This is a genomic window from Martinezella dioscoreae, assembly GCF_009176305.1.
GTDB classification, from domain to species: Bacteria; Pseudomonadota; Alphaproteobacteria; order Rhizobiales; family Rhizobiaceae; genus Rhizobium; species Rhizobium dioscoreae.
In genome coordinates this window covers 235,774-256,129 of the sequence record NZ_BLAJ01000004.1, presented here as the reverse complement: position 1 = coordinate 256,129, position 20,356 = coordinate 235,774, and the positions used below count along the sequence as shown (strand labels likewise).

Here is a 20,356-nt window from a genome sequence, read left to right as displayed (position 1 = left end):
GATGACAACAGCAATTTTCGGCAAGGAACATCTGGTTTCGTTCGACGGCACCAATGCCCTTCGCATTCGCCTGTTCGACGGACCTCTTCACTTGGCGTGGCGCCATTCGGCCATGACATCCGACTTTATCGCGGAAACGATGGCGCTCGATTTCCGTGCTTCCGAGCGCCAATACAAGACGGTACGGCACGATATCGGTTATTTGACCAACGAGCTCATCGAAAACTCCATCAAGTTCCGCGCCACGGGCGAGATCCTGATCGAGGCGTTGAGGGATGACCATCATTTCAGGATGCGGATCGGAAACTTTATCGACCGCGACGCGACTGAACGCTTCCAGGAATTATTGCTGAGGGTTACGGCCGGCGATCCCGGCGATCTCCTGATAGAACAGATCGAGGCAAGCGTTCTTGCCGGCGACGATGCATCCGGGTTAGGACTGTTGACATTGATGAGCGACTACCAGGTCCAGTTGGCCTGGCATTTCGACGAGGATGGTCCGCACAAGCGGATCAAGCTGCAAACCTATGCCGCAATGGCGATTTCATCGGCGTGAACCAGCGAGAGGCCTTTTATGGAAATCAAAGAAGAAGCATTCCGCGTCTGGTCCGAAGGCAGCACCCTTTATTTTGACGGAACCATGCGTCTGGCGGGTCCCGACGCCTATGCACCGGTCTATGATCTGGCCAGGACGATCCTTCATGGGGGCGGAGGCAAGGCGACTTTCGATCTCACCGGTCTGCAATTCTTGAATTCTTCGGGCATCAACCTGCTTGCCAAACTGACGATAGAGGCGCGCAAGCATCCGGATGTTCATCTTACCGTCTGCGGCTCGTCGCAAATTCCCTGGCAGATGAAATCATTGCCAAATCTGAAAAAGCTGCATCCGCGCCTGGATCTGCGCCTGACCTAGCCATCAAGCGCCCGCGCCCCTATCCTTGCCGCTCCCTCGGGGTGTCAGAACGCTCATGGTTCGGGCATTCGCCCTTATGGAATTATCCGCTTACAAGATCTCAGATGAGCCACGGTGCTTTGTTGCTGTCGCGCAGGGCGCGGACACGAAAACTTGCTGGAGAAGAGGAGTATCGTGATACAACATATCGCGCGAATTTATTTGAAGCCGAATTTGGGTCGACTCTCCCTTACGCCTATCGGCTTCGCCATCTGGGGCGGAGATAAATAACAATACTCATTGATATCTCTAAAATATCTTATAATACCAACGTATATCTGAATTCTATAGTAAAAACTACAATTTAAATCACACGCCCAATGTAAATTATTTTAAATTAATACATCAGCGCTGATAGCGACAAAAATGGACAGAATGTAAAACTTCTGCATTCCTTGATAACGACAGCATAGTTAAACGTTAGTAAACTATAGCCATAAATTGCAGAAATAATTCCCAGTTGTAAACAGCCTACAACAAGGCGGAAGTCTTACTTCGCCTTGATACTCGGCTGCGTGTCTAAAGTACCGGGAGGGTTTGATGGGCATAGCGTTCAAATCTGCAGGCATCACTCCAAAAAATACCAAGAGACGTACGATTCTTGTTGCGGGAGGCGCGGGGTTCCTCGGCTCGCACCTTTGCGACCGGCTTCTGCAGGATGGCCATGAAGTCATCTGCGTGGATGATTTTTCAACCGGGCGGATGGACAATTTGTGGCATCTTCTTCGCTATGACACGTTCAGCTTTATCCGCCATGACGTCATAGCGTCACTCGATCTGCCTGTCAGCGAGATCTACAATCTGGCCTGCCCGGCATCTCCGCCGCATTATCAGGCCGATCCGATCCATACGATGAAGACATGCGTTTTCGGCTCGCTCAACCTGCTGGAGCTAGCCGCTCATCACCAGGCGCGCATCTTCCAGGCCTCCACATCGGAGATCTATGGAGATCCCCAGGTACATCCGCAGCCTGAGAACTATTGGGGCAACGTCAATTCCTTCGGCCCCCGCTCGTGCTACGACGAAGGCAAGCGTTCCGCCGAAACGCTTTTCCGTGACTTTCACGCTAAGCACGGCGTCGACATCAGGATTGCCCGTATCTTCAACACCTATGGGCCGCGCATGCGCCCCGACGACGGCCGCGTCGTATCCAATTTCATCGTCCAGGCACTCAGGGGCCAGGACATCACGGTCTATGGCGATGGCTCCCAGACGCGCTCGTTCTGCTATGTCGCCGACCTGATCGATGGTTTTGTCCGCCTTATGGCCGACCAAACGGTCATCCATACGCCTGTTAATCTCGGTAATCCGGGGGAATTTACCGTGCGTGATCTTGCCGAACAGGTGATCGCGATCACCGGCTCCAGCTCAAAGATCGTCCATAAGCCCTTGCCGGTCGACGATCCGCGTCAGCGCCGGCCCGACATCAGCGTCGCGAAACGCGAACTGGGATGGGAACCGTCGGTCGCGCTAGCGGATGGGCTGAAGTCCACCATCGCCTACTTCGAACGGCAGCTGGTTCGTCCAAGCAGCGAGCTTTTCGAGGTTGCGTGATGGCCAGGCAAAAAATACTCGTCGTGGGTGGCGCCGGCTTCATCGGCAGCCACACCGCGAAACTCCTTCATCGCCAGGGCTTCGAGCCCGTCGTCTATGACAATCTCTCGACGGGCCACCTGACCTCCGTGCGCTGGGGGCCCTTCGTCCAAGGCGATATTCTCGACACGCCCCGCCTTGTTGAGGCGATCGATGGCCACAGGCCTGCGGCGGTCATACATTTCGCCGCCTCGGCCTATGTCGGCGAGTCGGTTGAAAATCCCGCGAAATACTACGCCAACAATGTCACCGGCACGCTGTCGGTTCTAGAGGCGTGCCGCCGCGCGCAAGCCAATAGGCTGATCTTTTCATCGAGCTGCGCGATATACGGAATTCCCGCCCATCTGCCGATCCGCGAATGCGAGACGCCTCGACCCATCAATCCCTATGGCAGAACGAAGCTGATTGCCGAACACATGCTCGCCGACTATTCAGCCGCATACGGACTTTCCTATGTGGCACTACGCTACTTTAACGCCTCGGGCGCCGATCCCGAACGGGAACTGGGCGAATGGCATGATCCCGAAACGCATCTCATTCCACGCGCGTTGCTGGCGGCGGCCGGCGCGATCGAAACCTTGGAAGTCTATGGAGACGATTACGACACGCCGGATGGTACCTGTGTGCGCGACTATATCCACGTGCTGGATCTCGCCAGGGCGCATGTCCTGGCAGTCGAGTATCTATTGGCTGGTGGTGACAATCTTGCCGTCAATCTGGGAACAGGGCACGGCACGTCGATCAAGGAGATCGTCGGGGAGATCGAACGCGTTTGCGGACGCAAGGTTCCCATCGCCATGCACGGGCAGCGACCGGGCGATCCGCCTGTCCTTTATGCCGCTTCCGAACTTGCCGCCGAGAAACTCGGCTTCCACGCTCTGCATTCGAATATCGAAACAATCATCCGGACCGCGGCTCCCTTCTTCGGACTGGAGATGCGAGGATGACATCGATCCGGACACGAGCTGAAGCAATGAAGGAAAGGGCGTTGATGACGCCGGTCCTGCGGGGTCGCCAGCGCGCGGAATATGTCGCTTGCGCCACGCTATGGCTCGCGGCGCTTGTCTATTTCTGGAGCTGGTGGTTTACACCCGCACACCACGTCGACCCGATGGGATCGGTCTTGCTGACCCTGGTGCTTGCCTGGGTGACGATCATTCCAGCCTATTTCATCATCGTCTTCTTTCGCGCCGAAAAGCCGACGGGGCAATTGCGGCTTCCCGCCGGCAGCCGCATCGCCATGGTCGTCACCAAGGCACCATCGGAGCCCTTCGCGGTGGTGGCCCGGACGTTGGATGCCATGCTGGCACAGAATGTGCCGCACGACACCTGGCTCGCGGATGAAGATCCGTCACCCTCGACGCTGGATTGGTGCCGCAAACATGGCGTCCAGGTATCCACCCGCAGGGGCCGCGAAGATTATCACCGCCAGACCTGGCCGCGGCGCACCCGCTGCAAGGAAGGCAATCTCGCCTTCTTCTACGATCACTACGGCTATGAAGGCTATGATTTCGTCGTGCAGCTCGATGCCGATCATGTGCCCGAGCAAGGCTATCTTTTTCAGATGCTTCGCCCCTTCGCCGATCCGGCGGTCGGCTATGTCTCCGCGCCGAGCATCTGCGATCGGAATGCCGGTGAAAGCTGGTCGGCACGCGGCCGTCTCTATGCGGAAGCCAGCATGCACGGATCGCTTCAGGTGGGGTTCAATCACGGGCTGTCGCCGCTTTGCATCGGCTCGCACTACGCCGTTCGCACCAAGGCCCTGAAGAGCATTGGCGGTCTAGGCCCAGAGCTGGCGGAAGACCACTCCACCACGCTGATGATGAATGCGCACGGCTGGCGTGGCATTCATGCGCTCGATGCCATTGCGCATGGCGATGGCCCGCGCACCTTTGCCGATCTCATCACCCAGGAGTTTCAGTGGTCGCGCAGCCTGATGATGATCCTGCTGCAATATTCGCCAAGCTTGATCAAGCGGCTGCCGCTGCGTCTCAAGATCCAGTTCCTGTTTTCGCAGCTCTGGTATTCTCTTTTCTCGCTCTTCATGGCGCTGATGTTCGTCATGCCCATCATCGCGCTTGTTAGAGGCAGGACCTTCGTCGATGTCTCCTATCCCGATTTTCTGCTGCACTTCGTGCCGCAATCCGTTCTGCTGATCCTGTTCGCTTATCGCTGGCGCAGTACGCATACGTTCAGGCCGGCCAATGCCAGGATCCTGAGCTGGGAGATGACATTGTTCCTGTTTGCCCGCTGGCCGTGGGCACTCGTGGGCGCTCTGGCTGCCATTCACGATCGGGCGACCGGATCGTTCGTGGATTTCCGCGTCACGCCGAAAGGCACATCGGAGGTCGATCCGCTGCCGTTCCGGGTCCTTGCACCCTATGGCTTTCTCTCTCTCGCCTCCATCTTGCCGGTGCTATCCGTCAGCGCGGAGGAGAGCAGCGGCTTTTATATCTTCGCAACGATGAATGCCGCCATCTACACTTTGCTGCTGCTGGTCATCATCGTCCAGCATGCGCGTGAAAACACGCTCGGCGCGAACAAGCGCTTTTATCGGCCAGCGCTCGCCAGCGCTCTGCTTGCTCTGACGGCGCTGCCATTTGTCGGCATCATGGAGCACGGCCGCGCCGGAGTACAATCACTGATTTGGGACACCGACGGCTACGTGCTGTTCGACAATCGCTTTTCGGTGGCGGGCGCCGGCATTGGCGGGCGTGGACTGCACAGAATGGTGCTCAATCCGCACTGGCACGTGAGTGACACGGACGATTGAGGTTCATGACGGGAAGGACGCTATTGGCGGGAACGCACATGAAGATAGCTGTTATTGGAACCGGATATGTGGGCTTGGTCAGCGGCACATGCTTCGCCGAATGGGGCAATCGTGTCGTCTGTGTGGACAAGAATGCCGATAAGATCGCCGCCCTTCGTCACGGCAGGATTCCGATCTACGAACCGGATCTCGACGAGCTGGTGGAACGAAACTATGCCGCGGGACGGCTGGACTTCACTTGCGACATCGCAAAGGCGGTCGAAGGAGCAGCCATCGTCTTCATAGCGATCGCTGCGCCCCCGCATCCAGGACAGGCGGATGTCGACCTTTCCTTCATTTACCAGGCAGCGCGCGAGCTCGCGGCGCTTATCTCGGCTGATAGTATCGTGGTGATAAGATCGACGGTGCCGGTCGGAACCGGCGACGCCGTGCACAGGATCATCAGCTCGGTCCGGACGCCTGGCACCTTCGCCGTCGCCTCCAATCCGGAATTTCTGCGCGAAGGCATTGCGGTGCAGGATTTTCTCGCTCCGGACCGCATCGTCCTGGGCGTGGAGGAGGAATGGGCCTGCAAACGGCTTGTCGAGCTCTATGATGTCCCGATCGAGCGCCAGAATACGCCCGTCATCATCACGATGCGTCGGACGGCTGAGCTGATCAAGCATGCCGCCAATGCCTTTCTCGCCACGAAGATCACCTTCATCAACGAACTTGCCGATCTTTGCGAGGAGATGGGCAGCGATGTCGGAGAGCTGGCGCTCGGTATGGGGCTCGACAAGCGCATCGGGGCAAGCCTCCTTGCCGCCGGCCCTGGCTATGGCGGCTCATGCTTCCCCAAAAGCGCGCTTGCGTTGTTGCAGACGGCGCAGGACCATGGCGTGGCGTTGCGTATCGTCGAGGAAACCCTTGCCGTCAACGAGATGCGCAAGCGGCGCATGGCACGGAAGGTCAGCAAGGCACTTGGCGGCGATATTGACGGCCTGACCATCGCCATTCTCGGCCTGACCTTCAGACCCGATACCGACGACATGCGCGACGCGCCCTCCGTGCCGCTCATCGAAACCCTGCAGCGCCTGGGTGCCCGCATCCGGGCATATGACCCCGTCGGCATCGAGAATGCAGCAAAAGTCCTCAGCAGCGTCGATTTCCACGAGGATCTTTATGAATGCGCGAGAAACGCGGATGCCGTCGTCGTCATGACGGAATGGGACGCCATCCGAAAGATCAACCTGGCCCAGCTCAAGAAGAAACTGCGCCAGCCTGTTCTCATAGATCTGCGAAATGCGCTGGATGCGGAAGCCGCCCGCCGGATTGGCTTTCACGTCTGCTCCATAGGTAAGTCGGCAAGCACACATAGCAGCCTGCGCGATATCGCCAAACGACGAAACCGGCAGCGAGCCGTAAAGGCGGCAACCCCAAAGCTCGTTCCAATCCACGATACGGGAGAAGCAATATGAAGCCATTAAGGACACAGACCTCCCTGGTCCCCGCCGCATCGCTGGCATGTGCGATCGTGCTTGGACTTGCAGCGGGGAGCAATACGGCCTTGGCCGCAACGACCACCAAGGTGCCGGATGGAGCAAGACCCATGACGGCGGTTGAACTTTACATGCTCTATCACGACAAGAGCTGGCGCTGGCCTGATGGTGCTGGCCGAATGCAGGATACCGACCGTCGGTTTTCTGCCTGGGTCGACGGGACCAACGGACAATCCTGGGCTGAAGGCCGCTGGGCTGTGACGGACACCGGCCGTCTGTGTCTCGAGGCAACCTGGCACGCCACGAACGGCCAGTTTCCCGCCAAGACCTGCTTCATCCATCGCATTCTCGATGGAACGATCTATCAGAAACGCGAGACTGGCGGAGCATGGTTCGTGTTTCGCCATCCCGTCACCAAGAAAACCGACGAGGCGACAAACTTGATCGCCGATGATCTGGTCTCACAACGACTGGAGGCCTTGAAGACCTCTTTGACCGTCCACAAGACCGAATAGAGGAAGGAGGCAAAGCTATGAAAACTCTATCAAAGCTGACGACGGCCTTGCTTGCGGCTGGCGCCCTCTGCGGGGGCGTATACGCTGCCAGCAACGGCCTGGACGCGAAGGCCGAGACTCGGCCTCTCTTCAACGACAAGAGGCCGATCATCACACCCCAATCGCTGCCGGGGGGTGCCTATGATCCCAACGGGGACTTTTCCAGTGACCCCAATCCGAAGATCGAGCATCTTTTCCTGCCTTGGGAAGACGTCGATCTGTCGACGCTGAGTACGGCAGACGATTATGCCCGCAAGCGTGGGCGTTCGCTGCTGATCACCATCGAGCCCTGGTCATGGGCCCGCGACTGGCGCGTCACGCCTACCGATCTACTCAATGGAATTCTGGCGGGCCACTATGATTCCAACATGACGGCGATCTGCTCGGCGGCCGCGAAGCTCAATGCACCCGTCACCATTCGCTGGGCGCAGGAAATGGATGAGAAGAACGGGCAGTTCACCTGGGCCTACTGGAATGCGGAGGAGTATGTGAAGGCCTACAGGCACGCCGTCACCGTCTGCCGCAAGAGCCTTCCCTCGGCGAAGTATATGTGGTCGCCGATGGGCAAGGATGGGCTTGAAGCCTATTATCCCGGCGATTCATTCGTCGACGTCGTCGGGCTGTCGGTCTTCGGTTACCAGCCGTTCGATCAGCGCAAGCTCGGGCGAGATTCGACCTTCGTGGAAGCGACCAAACCCGGCTACGACCGTGTGAAACGCTTCAAGAAGCCGATCGTGATCGCGGAACTGGGCTACCAGGGCAACGAGGCCTATGTTCACGCGTGGGCCGAGGAAGCCAACAAGCCGCATTCCGAATTCCCTGACCTGAAAGCGGTGGTCTACTTCAACGACCGTGAAGTCTATCCCTGGCCGGATGGTCTGGGCAGGCCGGATTGGCGCGTCGCCACGCCGCCTCTCTTGAATTGACCGCGATGATGAAAGATTGAGGAGAAACCCATGTCTTGGTTCCGTTTCATCATCCTGAACGCCATGTTCGCGATGCTGCTGGCCGGCACCGCGAACGCGGCGACACAGCATCAAATCGATCGAATGACAGCGCGTGCGGCCCATCAAGCCATGCCAATGAGCGCCAAGGAACTGAAAAAGCTCTACTCGGGACGTTCCTGGATATGGAAGGACGGGGCCGGCTTCTTCTCGCGTCATCACCGTCGATTTACAGCCTGGTCGCATACGGGCGCTCAAAAATCCTACGCAAGGGGCATCTGGTATGCGACCGATCGCGGTAGGCTCTGCATGAGCGCTGTCTGGTACAGCAAGAAAAGTGCCGCACCCAACGTGTCCTGCTTCCTGCATCGCAAGAAGGCCGGGATCATCTATCAGAAACGAGCATCAGGCGGAAAATGGTATGTGTTCCGTCATAATCCGATCAAACATGATGACGAAGTTCTGAAACTGCGGCCGGGCGACTATGTTCGCAGACATCTGCCCGGTTGAAGTCGAATACTCACATAGGGGCTTTCTTTTGGATAGCGGGCGGCATGCGTCTCACCTGTTCCGTCGAACCGCCATCCGGGAAATGCCCCTATTCTTTGCCGCGCGCAGTGCGTGGCATCAGCCGGCTCAACTCAAAATGCGCTGCGATTGTAGCAATGCGACGTTCTTCCAAATCCACTTGGTGTGCAGATATAAGGAGAACCTTTGAAGTAATTCTCGGCGGAAACCGAAGTCGTCCTGGTAAGTGAACTTCCGCTATAGAAGACGACATTGTCCTTTTGATACTTCTTCATGTACAACTGCACAGTCTTATTCTTCACGTGCACATTCTCGGCAGCATTTGCAGTTTCATGCATGACCACCGAAGATGCAATCGCAAGTATTATCGATAAAGAGACGCCGACCTTTCGATTACCTGCGGATAGATTGCAAGAGTTCTTCCAAAAACTCATAAGTTTACTCTCCTTGACAAGTTTCCTTCGTGTATTTCAGCGGAAAATATTTAAGCAACTTCTATAAATATCTTGAAAATATTAATGAAATCTGCTTAATTTCCCCTTACAGCCTTCGGGGCGGGGACCTGCGACAATGCTGCCTGCGATGATAATAACTTGGCGCGACATTCGGCGGATGCACAGAGCCTCGGCTCAGACATCCACAGACTTCTTTGGTTTGCCGGCCAAGGCGCACCGCGAGGCAGAATTCTTTGCTCAAGACATGAAACGATCACTTTCCTTATGTCCGTCCGCCAACCGGCGGGCGCCCGGATGGACTGAAATTCAGGCTGTTTTGCGACAATTGGGAAAGATCGTAACCGGACAAGGCCTGTACTTTCCGCGCGCGACCCATTTTGGGCGTCGATCACCTATAGGGGCCCGTCCCCTCCATCCGCCCGCGGTAAGGATACCGCCGCGACTGCCAGCCGATTTGGCACGTTTTGTCGAAAGGCCGCCACGATGATGTGGAACAAGACCGAGACTACAGCCGGACAACCAGCTTTTGTCGAAAGGCGCCGGTGGCCCCGCATTTCCGAAGCTCCAATTTGCGGCAAGACCACGGATGTGCCAGAGCTCGTGTCACTGCCATTCTCCACGTCCCATGAGGCTCCCAGTCAGCAATTCCCGGCTTGGCAGAAGCATATGGCGCCGCTGATAGACGCGTATCTTCCCGAAAGCGGCCAGGCCGGAGAAGGTTTCGTGGCATCTCAAACCGTCTGGAATCTTGAAGGGGCGCTTCTCATCCAGCAGCAAACGCCAGCCTTCAGCTATGAACGCTCTCCGGAGAAACTACGCTTCAGCGCCATAGATCATTGGCAAATCACATTCCTGCGCACGGGCAAGACATGGACCAGCGTCAATGGACATGTGGTCGAAAACGAGCCCGGGATGATGGAAATCCGGGCACTTGGCTGCCCGTTTTATGGCCGCACCATAAGCGCGCAATCCGTTACCCTCATTCTACCTTGCGATTTGTTCGCCGATCATGGCGGACTGCCTGGAGCAAGCAACAACATCGTCCTGGGGGGCGCGCGCGTCAAGCTGCTGGCCGACTACATCGCTTTTCTCGAAGCGAACCTCAACCGTTTGACGAGGGATGATCTGCACAGTGTACGCAACCAGCTGCAAGAGATGATATTTCATAGCGTCACGCCGCTGGTGGATGGCCATGCGATCGGCGATCGCAGCTCCGAGATCGGACTGATGACGAAAGCGCGTCGCTTTATTCAGAGCAATCTCGGATCAGCGGAGCTCACGCCGGAAGCGTTGAGCCGTGAATTGGCAATCTCCCGAACCAGACTGTACGAATTGTTCCAGGCATCGGGTGGCGTGTTAAACTACGTGCGCAGAAGGCGCCTCCTGGCCGCACGCGCAGCACTAGCCGACCTGAACAATGGTCAGAAAATTGCAGATATCGCAAGTAATCTAGGCTTCGAATCGGCAGCCAACTTCAGCAGGGCCTTCACACATGAATTCGGCTACAGCCCAAGCGAAGTCCGCAGGCATAGCGGGGAATGCAAGGTAGAGCATCTACCACGCGTGACGAAGACATCCAGCTTCAGCGACTGGCTTAATACACTGGGTATTTGACGGGTACAAACAATGCAGTGGCAAGACAATTTCGACGCAGTTCGGACGCTGCTGAACACATGTCTCACGGACAATAGCGGATAAAGACATGCATGTAGTTCATCAATATTTAGGTGTAGTGTCATCCACAACCACGGCATCATCTTTTAATCCGGTTGTGGTGAGGACGTTGTTTCCCCCTGAGTAATCTCACAGGCCAGCAGGAGTGGTTTGCCGAGCGCCGGGGCATCCTGCTTGCCCAACAAAACGGCGACCGCCGCTGCCGCTATTTCCTGAATCGGCTGCTTCACTGTGGTCAGGCGTGGTATTGTCATGCTCGCGAGCGGAATACCATCAAAGCCGACGATGGAAAGGGCAGCCGGGATTGGGATCCCCAAATCATGGGCTGCACGCATGCAACCGATCGCCTGTTGGTCGGAACTTGCAAAGATGGCAGTTGGGCGCTCGTGGCGGGCGCGCGCGAGAAGATAGTTTCCAGCGGACCGCCCGCTTTCATAATCGAAAGCCGCTTCCGCGATCAGCGGCGCCGCGTTCTGCTCGCCATCGCCGGCCAACTTCATCGCATCGAGATAGCCCCGGAGGCGATCATTGGCTGGGACGGAGTCTTTGGGACCCGAAATGAAGCCGATGCGGCGATGGCCAAGCTTCACAAGATGCTCGACGCCGAGGCGCACGCCGCTGCGATGATCGGCGGCAATGCCGGAATATCCCGGCAGGAGGCGGTCGACGATGACGATTGGCAGGCCCCTCGGCGGCTTGAGCGCATGGAAATCATTGCTCGGAACAAGGATGATGCCGTCCACCTTCCGACTTGTCAGCTGACCGATGCGATCCGCTTCCTTGGCCGCGTGATCGAAAGAGGTCATGACGATGATGTTATAGCCATGCTTCGCCGCCGCTTGCTCCGCGGACTGGACGAGTTCCGAGAAGAAGGGATTGGTGAGATCGGGAATGATGATGCCGATGAGACGGCTGACCTTGCCGCGCATGCTTCTGGCAGAAGGATCGGGCGTATATCCGAGCTCTTCGATGATGCTTCTGACCCGTGCCCTCAATTCATCCGTCACGGAAGGATGGTCATTCAAAACCCTTGAGACGGTCCCGGTGGAAACCCCCGCCAGCTTGGCAACGTCTCGAATTCCAACCTTCGGCATAACGGAACCAATATCCCTTCATTTCACCTTCCGGACCATGGAGGCGCCTGAGCAGCCTCTCAGCTAATGGTCTCTGCCGCCTTAGTCAAAGGGCTTCATGTCAAGCCGATCCCCCACCGCAAAAGCAACGCCGGCTCGATGGAAACGGTTCATCATACCCATCTTCCGAGACCGGTAAAGCTCCAAATTCACCTGTTTTTCACCGCAAAATCGGTGCCTTGACAATTCCTGGCGGCATGATACCCAATATACGTGGAAACGGTTCATTGTCGCAGACAACTCAGGTGGAGCTGAGCTCAGGACCGTTCGGGAGGAAAGAAATGACCAATTCTAAAAAACGCGAATCCGTCTTGATCAACACCAAGCGGCGTACGGCGCTGAAACTGGGGCTTGCCGGCACCCTGGCGCTCGCGCTGTCCTGCGGCGTGTCGCCCGCCTTTGCCGCCAGCAAGCCGAAAGTCGGGCTGATCATGAAGTCTCTATCCAATGAGTTCTTCAAACAGATGAAGGCCGGCGCCGACAAATATGCGGCCGAAAACAAGGATAAGTTCGACTTCAAGGCCGTCGGCATGAAGGACGAACGGGACTTCGCGGCCCAGGTCGATGCGGTCGAGAACTTCGTGACGCAGAAATACGACATCATCGTCGTCGCGCCGGCCGATTCCAAGGCCATGGCCACGCCGCTCGCAAAGGCGGTGAAAGCTGGCGTGAAGGTCATCAACATCGACGTGCCGCTCGATGCCGATGCCAAGAAGGCGGCCGGTATCGATCTCGCCTTCTTCGGGCCGGATAACACGGCCGGCGCCAAGCTTGCAGGCGATGCGCTCGCCAAGGATCTTGGTCCCGGCGCGAAGGTGGTGATCCTCGAAGGCAATCCCGAGGCCGACAATGCCAAGGAGCGCAAGGCAGGCTTCATGGACTCCATCAAGAACGGCAAGCTCGAGCTTCTCGACAGCAAGACCGCGCATTGGGAGACGGAAGAAGCCAACACCGTGATGACGAATTTCCTCACCAAGTACAAGGATATTCAGGGCGTCATGGCCGCCAACGACTCCATGGCGCTTGGCGTGGTCAAGGCTCTCGACGCGTCAGGCCAGGCGGGCAAGATCAAGGTCGTCGGCTTCGACAATATTCCGTCCGTCAAGCCGCTGCTCAAGGACGGCAAGATGCTGGCGACCGTCGAACAGTACGGCGCGGAAATGGCGGCCATGGGCATCAAGTATGGCCTTCGCGAATATGCCGGCGAAAAATTCACCGGCTGGGTCAAGACGGATGTGACACTCGTCACCGCCAAGGATCTCAAATAGTCGATAAACCAGCCTTGCGGATAAGGATGTGCTGGCATTTGCCGGCGCATCCACTTTCCGATCGATCTTCTAGTCGGCCTTTTACCGCGAGGCGTTAGGCCCAGCGGAAGGCGGCGCGAGGAAGATCGCCATCTCCGATTCAAAACGGAAACGCTGATGAGGTGGACGTGCCAGAGACTGTAGATGACGCCATCCTGAAGTTGGAAGGAATAGGCAAGCGCTTCCCGGGCGTCGTGGCCCTGAAGGATGTCTCGATAGAGATCGGTCGTGGCAAGGGTCACATTCTTCTTGGCGAAAACGGCGCCGGCAAATCGACCCTGATCAATCTGCTTGGCGGCGTCTTCAAGCCGGATGATGGCCGCATCCTGTTTGACGGCAAAGCCTATCATCCGTCGTCTCCGCTGGAAGCGTTCCAGGCGGGCATCCGGGTCATTCACCAGGAGCTGCACCCACTTTCCAATCTTACCGTTGCTGAAAACCTGCTCTTTGAGCATCTGCCGCGCCGATACGGCCTGGTAAATTATAAGCAAATGAATGCCAGGGCGACGGAACTGCTGGCGGAAGTCGGCCTCAACGTGGCGCCGACGACGCTTGCTGGCAGCTTGAGCGTCGCCCAGCTTCAGCTTCTCGAGATCGCCAGGGCGCTCTCCAACGAAAGCAAGCTTCTCGTCCTCGATGAGCCGACGGCGACCCTAACCTCGAAAGAAGTCGACCGCCTCTTTGAGATTCTGAAGCGACTGAAGGCGCGCGGTGTCACCACGCTTTACATATCGCACAGGCTCGAAGAGATCTTCGAGGTGGGCGATGACGTGACCATCCTGCGCGATGGGCAGCATGTGATGACGCGGCCGCTCGAAGGGCTTGGAATTCCAAAAATCGTCGAACTCATGGTCGGGCGCGAACTCGCGCAGCATGACGCCTTTCGCGGCGACAGCGCCATCTCCGGCGAGGCGCTCGGCGTCTCCGGCCTCAAAGTGACGAACCATAGCCCGGAGCTGTCATTTTCCGTCGCCAAGGGAGAGATCGTCGGCATTGCCGGGCTTGTCGGCAGCGGCCGCACCGAGGCGGTCCGGGCCATATTCGGCGCCGATATCAAGGCGGCCGGCGAAATCCGCATAGACGGCGAGCCGGTCGAGATTGCCTCGCCCAGGGACGCCGTAACCGCAGGACTATGTCTCGCGACCGAAGACCGCAAGATTCAAGGTCTCATGCTCGATATGAGCTGCGCGCAAAACAGCACCATCACCAATCTCGGTAAGATCTCCCGCAACGGATTGATTTTGCGCAAGGCGGAGGATGATTCCGCGCAGCGCCTCGTGCGTGAATTGCGGATAAAGACACCATCCATCCACCAGGCCGTCAGGACATTTTCGGGTGGCAACCAGCAGAAAGTCGTCATCGCCAAATGGCTGTTTCGCGGCCCCAAGGTGTTGATCTTCGACGAGCCGACCCGAGGCATCGATGTCGGCGCCAAGGCGGAGATCTACGAGCTCCTGTGGAAATTTGCCGCCGAGGGGAAAGGCGTCCTCGTCGTATCTTCGGACCTGCCGGAACTGATGAGCATTTGCCATCGCATCATCGTCTTCTCGGACGGCAAGATAGCCGGGGAAATACCCCGAGAGCAATTTGACGAGAGCAGGATCCTCTCGCTCGCTTACAAGGAGTACAGTCGTGTCCGGCAACATTGAAAAGACGACCGAGGCGAAAGAGGCCAGCGTCTGGGACAAGCTCATCCGGATCTCGATGAAAGAGGCCGGCGTCGCTATCGCCCTAGTCCTGATCTTGATCTTCTTCTCACTGACGGCGCCTTATTTCGCGACGCCGGAGAACTTCCTGAAGATCTTCGTGCAGATCGCTATCAACACCGTGCTTGCCGCCGGCATGACCTTCGTCATCCTCACGGGCGGCATCGATCTTTCCGTCGGATCGCTGCTGGCACTTTGCACGGTCATCGGCGCGACGATCATGATCGATCCGCGGTTTTCTCCGTGGCAGGCGATCGCTCTTGCATCGCTCGCCTCGATGGGGGCCGGCGCGATCCTGGGCGCCATCAATGGATGGATATGCGAGAAGTGGAAACTTCCATCCTTCATCGTCACGCTCGGCATGCTCAACGTCGCGAGCGGCCTTGCGCGTGTCGTCAGCGACAACTCCACCATCACCGGCCTGCCGCAGCCCTTCGTCGATTTCGGCAATCTGATTTTCTGGGGTGTTCTTCCCTCGATCTTCCTGATCGCGATCGTCGTCGTCCTCATCGGCTGGTTCGTGCTGCGCTACACCGTATTCGGACGTTTCGTCTTCGCGATCGGCACCAATGAGGAGGCGGTCCGCCTCTCGGGCCATGAACCGAAAAAATACAAGATAGCGGTCTTCACCATCTCCGGACTGACCGCCGGCATTGCCGCCATGGTCTATCTGCTACGCCTCAATGTCGGCAGTCCGGTCGCCGGCATTGGCTATGAATTGAACGCCATCGCGGCCGTGATTATCGGAGGCACCAGCCTATCCGGCGGCAAGGGCTCGATCATCGGGACACTGGTTGGCGCCTGTATTCTGCAGGTGCTGTCGACGGGGTTGCAGCTCTTGGGCGCCGACGACAACATCAAGCCGATCGTCATCGGCGCCGTCATCGTGCTCGCAGTCATTCTCGACAGCTATCGCGGCCGGCTCATGCGGATCCTGGAGAGCCGCTGACAGGGCGGCTCTTTGGAGCAGGTAGGCGCCGAATTAATCTGTCGTCAGGTCCGCTGCAACTTCCATGTCCGGATTTCGAACGGCATGATATCGGCAGGGCCTGCGCGCTCCATTGGCTCTTCGAGGATGTTTAGCGGCCCCGAAGCCTGCCATCCCGACGGCAGTGTCAGAGAGAGACGGCCGCGCCGACCGGCCGGTTCGTAAAGCCGCAGGATAAGGCCCTCCCCTTCCTCGGCCGGTTTCAGGCCTGAGAAGGCGACCGGCGTACCTTCGATGTCAATTGGCGACAAGGTGCCTGCCGCAAGACCGCTTGCCTCCATGCTGACCAACGGCTGGTTGAGATCGATCGCCTCCGATAGAACTCCGCCTTCATACCAGGCGCCCTCATGCGGCATCAGCGCATAGGTGAAGCGCTGCTGGCCTTCGTCGGCGAGTGGGTCGGGATAGATCGGCGAGCGCACGAGGCTCATGCCGATGACATTGCCGCGGGCGCTATGACCGTATTTGGCATTATTGAGCAAGGCAACGCCGAAACCGGGCTCGCTCAGATCGACGAAGCGGTGTGCCGCCGCCTCGAACATCGCCTGCTCCCACGAGGTGTTGGTATGCGTCTGCCGCTCCACGACCCCGAAGGCGCATTCGAAAGTCGCTGTGCGCGACCGCACGGCGACCGGATTCAGGGTTCTGAGCAGCGTTCGCCGATCATGCCAATCGATGGTCGTCTCGATATCCAGTCTCCGGGCATTGGCCGTCAGAACATACAACTGGGTCACGGTCGAGTTGCGATATCGATAGACAACTTGGATCGCTGCACGATGCGGCCCCTCCTCGACCAAGGCAATGCTCTCCGGCTGTTCGAGCCGGATGCCTTTCTCGGCATAATCTGCGTCCACGTCCCAGGCGTCCCAGTTACGTGGCTTGTCGGCGGGATAGACCCAGAGCTGGTTGGCGGCCCCTTCGATCGCCTCCCGCCCCGTTGCCTTGTGAACAAGACTCGAGACGGCTCCGTCCTGACCGATGACGATAGACAAATGCTCGTTTTCGAGGTGATTGCTATCGGCTTTCAGAACCCCGGCCGGCCTTATCGCCTCGCGATCGAAGACCGCGACGGAAAGAGGCGCGATGGGATCAGCGGAGGCCAGAACCGTTCCATCAGACAGCAATGCGGTGAGCGGGCGCGCCGACAAAGACGGGTTAACGACGACAAGCGCATCGGCGACCCCGCCAAGAGGAAGATGGGCCGACAGCGTCTCCAGGGCACTTGCCTGCTCCGCCTTGGCCTTGCCGATTACGTCGTCAAGTTCCCGCTCGGCATCCACGTAGACCTCGCGAATACTCGATCCGGGAAGGATATCGTGAAACTCGTTTTTCAGAACGACGCGCCAATCGGCCTCAAGACTTTGAGGTTTGACGGCGCCCAACATATGGGCGAGCGAGGCCAGCGTCTCCGCCGTGATCAGGGCGCGTTCGGCCTGGCGATGCTTGCGCTTGACGCCGCTTTGCGTCGTCAGCGTTGCGCGATGGAGTTCGAGGTAGATTTCGCCATCCCAGACCGGAAGTTCCTTGTCCTTAGCGGTGAGGTGCGCCTTTTCGTAAAAACTCTTTACCGTCCCCCAGCGCGCCTTCGGGATCGCCGGGAAGTCGCGCAGCTGTACCTCACGCTCGACCATCTCCGGCGTGACGCCTCCACCGCCATCGCCGTAGCCGACGGCCAGCAACGAGGTGTCGTGCTGGATCTTGCCGCGGAAATTCTTCCAGGTCGGCACGAAGCAATCCGGTTGCACGAAGCCGTTGTAGCCTTGCATGGGATTGTCGAATGTATGGGTCAACACCTTGCTGCCATCGAGCCCCTTCCACCAGAAGAGATCGGACGGAATGTGATTGGTTTCGCTCCAGTTCACCTTGATCGTGAAGAAGCTATCGATGCCCCCAAGCCGCAGGATTTGCGGCAAGGCACCTGAGAAGCCGAAACAATCCGGCAGCCAGCAGACGCTATGACGCAGGCCGAAATGCTTTTCGAAATAGCGCTGACCATAGAGAACCTGGCGCACGAGGCTCTCGCCGGTCGGCATGTTGGTATCCGGCTCGACCCACATGCCGCCGACGGTTTCCCATTTTCCCTCGGTAACTTTCTTCTTAATGCGCTCGAGCAGTTCCGGATCGTCCTCTTCCATCTGCGCATAATATTGGGCGGTCGATTGATTGAAGCGGAAATCGTCGGAGCGTTCCATCAGCGAAAGCGCTGTATTGAAGGTGCGGCGCATCTTGCGACGCGTCTCGCCATAGGGCCAAAGCCAGGCCAGATCGATATGGGCATGGCCCGTCAGCAGCAGCTCGCCATTTTGCGGGAAACGCGCCTGAAGCTCTTTCAGCTGGGCCAGCAGGCGATCATAAGCAGCGGCGGCGGAAGCGCTCTGCGCGTCGCTGAGACCGGCCGGATCGCCCTGAAGTTCCGGCAGCTCCCAGATCTTCTGCTGCATTGCCGCCCCTCCGGTGCGCGAGATATAGGCTGATGTCTCCGATGGCCAGTCGAGACTGCGCAGCGCCCGTTCGGCGGCATCGATCAGATGCGGCACCGCTTCATGGCCATCGAGAATATCGGCAGCCTCGCCGATCTGCTGCAGCAGAAGATGCAACCGGTGGACGGCCTCATCCAGCCAGATCAATCGCGCCTTGTTCAGCTTCGGCGCCCTATTGGGCTCGCCGAAGGGAAAACGCGCGACGCTCTCGGTTGTGATCTGGAAGTCGCGACCCTTGATCGGAAACTCCTGGTGATAGGGGTCCAGACCGAAGGTCTCCGCTTCGCCATCAGGGTAACGCAGCGTCAGCAGGCTCTCGCCGCCAAGATCGAGCTGCAGGCGGGTTTGTTCAAGCGGCCAGTCCCGCGGCCCCGTTGCCTTGGCGGCAAAGCGAACCGTCCCTTCACGATGCGGCCAGTCCTGATGATGCGCAATCGGCTCCCCATCGAAGGTCCAGCCGTCGATCGCGAGACTTTTCCTGTCGCGCCAATGCGCAAGCTCCGTAGTGCGGACTTTCAGGCGATCAAGGCGTTGGGCAATAGTGAGGGACATTGGCGGATCCTATCGGGAAATCGGCAACTGACGACGGGGGAGAAAATAAATCAGCGCGAGTTGATCGCCGGCCCCGCGCCCCTCTCCCTCCCAGCGGATCGCATAGCCCAGGTTTAGATTAAGTAACTTTGTTTTGGCGTCAAGGCGTACGGAAATAAGTTGCAAGAGTTTTGTGTGCCTCGACCCGGACACGTTCGAACTGCACCGAGCCGCTACCAGCGCTTGACCTTAACACGCGGAATAGAGAAGTGCCCTAAATCTGTCGCCACGCCCCGATCAGCATGCGCATGAAATGCTCTGCAGCGGGGGACAAGGTGCCTCCGCGGCGGCGCACAATGCCGATGGTGCGCGAGATCTCGGGGTTTCTGATGGGACGCGTGATCAGGAAGGGATGTTCTCCCTGGGGGGTCGCCATTTTCGGCAGCACGGAAATCCCGAGCCCCGCCTCCACTAGGCCGAGCGATGTGGAAAGATGGGTCACTTCGTAAAACCAGTTGAGCTTGATGTTGGATCTGGCCAGAGCGGCATCGAGCAAAGTCCTGTTGGCGCTCGAGCGATGAACCGTAATGAGGGGATAAGGCTCGAGATCCTGCCATCGGACCTCTTTCTTTTCCGCTAGCGGATGGTCCCGCTTGGCCGCCAGGACAAACGGGTCTTCCGCTAGCCTCTCGAAGACCAGATCGCTGTCCGAGCTTCCCATAATATTGATTCCGAATTCGACTTCGCCGCGCGCCACAGCCTGAAGTGCTTCGGTCGCAGTCAGATCGAGGATCCGAAGCCGGATATTCGGATATTCATGGTTGAACTGGCGGATGACGGAAGGCAGGAAATAAAATGCTGCCGTCGGCAGGCATGCAATCGTTACCAGGCCTCCGCGCTTGGCTCCCAGTTCCCGCATCGAAAACAGCGAACCGTCGAATTCTTCGAGCATACGCTGCACCAGAGGCACGAGTTCGGTTCCAAGAGCGGTGGCCGCGACATGGCGCGTCGTCCTTTCCAGCAGCGGCGCGCCGATCGCCTGCTCCAGCTTTTGAATGCGGCGGCTGAGCGCCGGTTGCGACATGTTCAGCTGATCGGCCGCGCGATGAAAGCCCTGCAGCTCGACCACGGCGAGGAAGGCTCTAAGGTCAAGGATCTCACAATTGATGTTCATTTCGTATCAATGTCCTCGATTTTAGCATTTCACATATCAATCATTAATTCCATAATAGCAATAACAAGGCGAATTAATACGATAAT

General features: G+C 58.0%; 16 protein-coding genes. 13 read left to right on the top strand and 3 right to left on the bottom strand.

The features are described 5' to 3' along the window. The first annotated feature begins 1 nt into the window (after position 1). From GDN47_RS18445 to GDN47_RS18395, 10 genes are all read left to right on the top strand, one after another. Positions 2-556: a slr1658 superfamily regulator gene (locus tag GDN47_RS18445; RefSeq protein ID WP_113331227.1), complete on the top strand. Its 555-nt coding sequence runs from the start codon at positions 2-4 to the stop codon at positions 554-556. Positions 557-574: 18 nt separating this feature from the next. Further along, on the top strand, positions 575-913 hold the full coding sequence (locus GDN47_RS18440; RefSeq protein WP_069615114.1) for a slr1659 superfamily regulator: 339 nt from the start codon (positions 575-577) through the stop codon (positions 911-913). A 579-nt stretch (positions 914-1,492) separates the two neighbouring features. Further along, the gene (locus tag GDN47_RS18435; RefSeq protein ID WP_113353332.1) at positions 1,493-2,506 is read left to right on the top strand and encodes a UDP-glucuronic acid decarboxylase family protein; all 1,014 of its coding nucleotides are present in this window, start codon (positions 1,493-1,495) and stop codon (positions 2,504-2,506) included. Continuing rightward, positions 2,506-3,492: a UDP-glucose 4-epimerase GalE gene (gene galE, locus GDN47_RS18430; protein WP_113353333.1), complete on the top strand. Its 987-nt coding sequence runs from the start codon at positions 2,506-2,508 to the stop codon at positions 3,490-3,492. The genes GDN47_RS18435 and galE overlap by 1 nt, the downstream gene beginning before the upstream one ends. Next, complete coding sequence (locus GDN47_RS18425) at positions 3,489-5,318, top strand: glycosyltransferase family 2 protein (RefSeq protein ID WP_285772584.1); 1,830 nt, start codon at positions 3,489-3,491, stop codon at positions 5,316-5,318. Before galE ends, GDN47_RS18425 begins: the two co-directional genes overlap by 4 nt. A 38-nt stretch (positions 5,319-5,356) precedes the next feature. Beyond that, positions 5,357-6,775 (top strand): UDP-glucose dehydrogenase family protein, encoded by a 1,419-nt coding sequence (locus tag GDN47_RS18420; RefSeq protein WP_152093964.1) that lies wholly within the window; start codon positions 5,357-5,359, stop codon positions 6,773-6,775. After that, positions 6,772-7,311, top strand: coding sequence for a DUF995 domain-containing protein (locus GDN47_RS18415; RefSeq protein WP_113353335.1), 540 nt, complete (start codon positions 6,772-6,774; stop codon positions 7,309-7,311). The genes GDN47_RS18420 and GDN47_RS18415 overlap by 4 nt, the downstream gene beginning before the upstream one ends. A 17-nt stretch (positions 7,312-7,328) precedes the next feature. Then, positions 7,329-8,276, top strand: coding sequence for a glycoside hydrolase family 26 protein (locus GDN47_RS18410; RefSeq protein WP_113353336.1), 948 nt, complete (start codon positions 7,329-7,331; stop codon positions 8,274-8,276). A gap of 30 nt (positions 8,277-8,306) precedes the next feature. Next, complete coding sequence (locus GDN47_RS18405; RefSeq protein ID WP_113353337.1) at positions 8,307-8,804, top strand: DUF995 domain-containing protein; 498 nt, start codon at positions 8,307-8,309, stop codon at positions 8,802-8,804. Between the two features lie 956 nt (positions 8,805-9,760). Continuing rightward, positions 9,761-10,891: a helix-turn-helix domain-containing protein gene (locus GDN47_RS18395; RefSeq protein WP_113353339.1), complete on the top strand. Its 1,131-nt coding sequence runs from the start codon at positions 9,761-9,763 to the stop codon at positions 10,889-10,891. A 146-nt stretch (positions 10,892-11,037) separates the two neighbouring features. On the opposite strand, the gene GDN47_RS18390 is transcribed toward GDN47_RS18395, so the two are convergent. After that, entirely contained in the window at positions 11,038-12,045 is a 1,008-nt protein-coding gene (locus tag GDN47_RS18390) for a LacI family DNA-binding transcriptional regulator (protein ID WP_113353340.1), read from the bottom strand. Positions 12,046-12,365: 320 nt separating this feature from the next. Here GDN47_RS18390 and GDN47_RS18385 point away from each other — a divergent pair, with 320 nt between their 5' ends. The 3 genes from GDN47_RS18385 to GDN47_RS18375 all read left to right on the top strand — a co-directional run bounded on the left by GDN47_RS18385 (position 12,366) and on the right by GDN47_RS18375 (position 16,046). Next, on the top strand, positions 12,366-13,352 hold the full coding sequence (locus GDN47_RS18385; protein WP_113353341.1) for a sugar ABC transporter substrate-binding protein: 987 nt from the start codon (positions 12,366-12,368) through the stop codon (positions 13,350-13,352). 161 nt (positions 13,353-13,513) lie between these two features. Beyond that, the gene (locus tag GDN47_RS18380; RefSeq protein WP_371865522.1) at positions 13,514-15,040 is read left to right on the top strand and encodes a sugar ABC transporter ATP-binding protein; all 1,527 of its coding nucleotides are present in this window, start codon (positions 13,514-13,516) and stop codon (positions 15,038-15,040) included. Next, positions 15,024-16,046: an ABC transporter permease gene (locus GDN47_RS18375; protein WP_112338060.1), complete on the top strand. Its 1,023-nt coding sequence runs from the start codon at positions 15,024-15,026 to the stop codon at positions 16,044-16,046. Before GDN47_RS18380 ends, GDN47_RS18375 begins: the two co-directional genes overlap by 17 nt. Positions 16,047-16,090: 44 nt before the next feature. Here GDN47_RS18375 and GDN47_RS18370 read toward each other — a convergent pair whose 3' ends face one another. Continuing rightward, a complete protein-coding gene (locus GDN47_RS18370; protein WP_152093963.1) occupies positions 16,091-19,117 on the bottom strand; it encodes an alpha-mannosidase in 3,027 nt (1,008 codons plus the stop codon). A gap of 253 nt (positions 19,118-19,370) precedes the next feature. Next, positions 19,371-20,270, bottom strand: a complete 900-nt coding sequence (locus GDN47_RS18365; protein WP_113331799.1) for a LysR family transcriptional regulator — start codon at positions 20,268-20,270, stop codon at positions 19,371-19,373. Positions 20,271-20,356 lie beyond the last annotated feature (86 nt).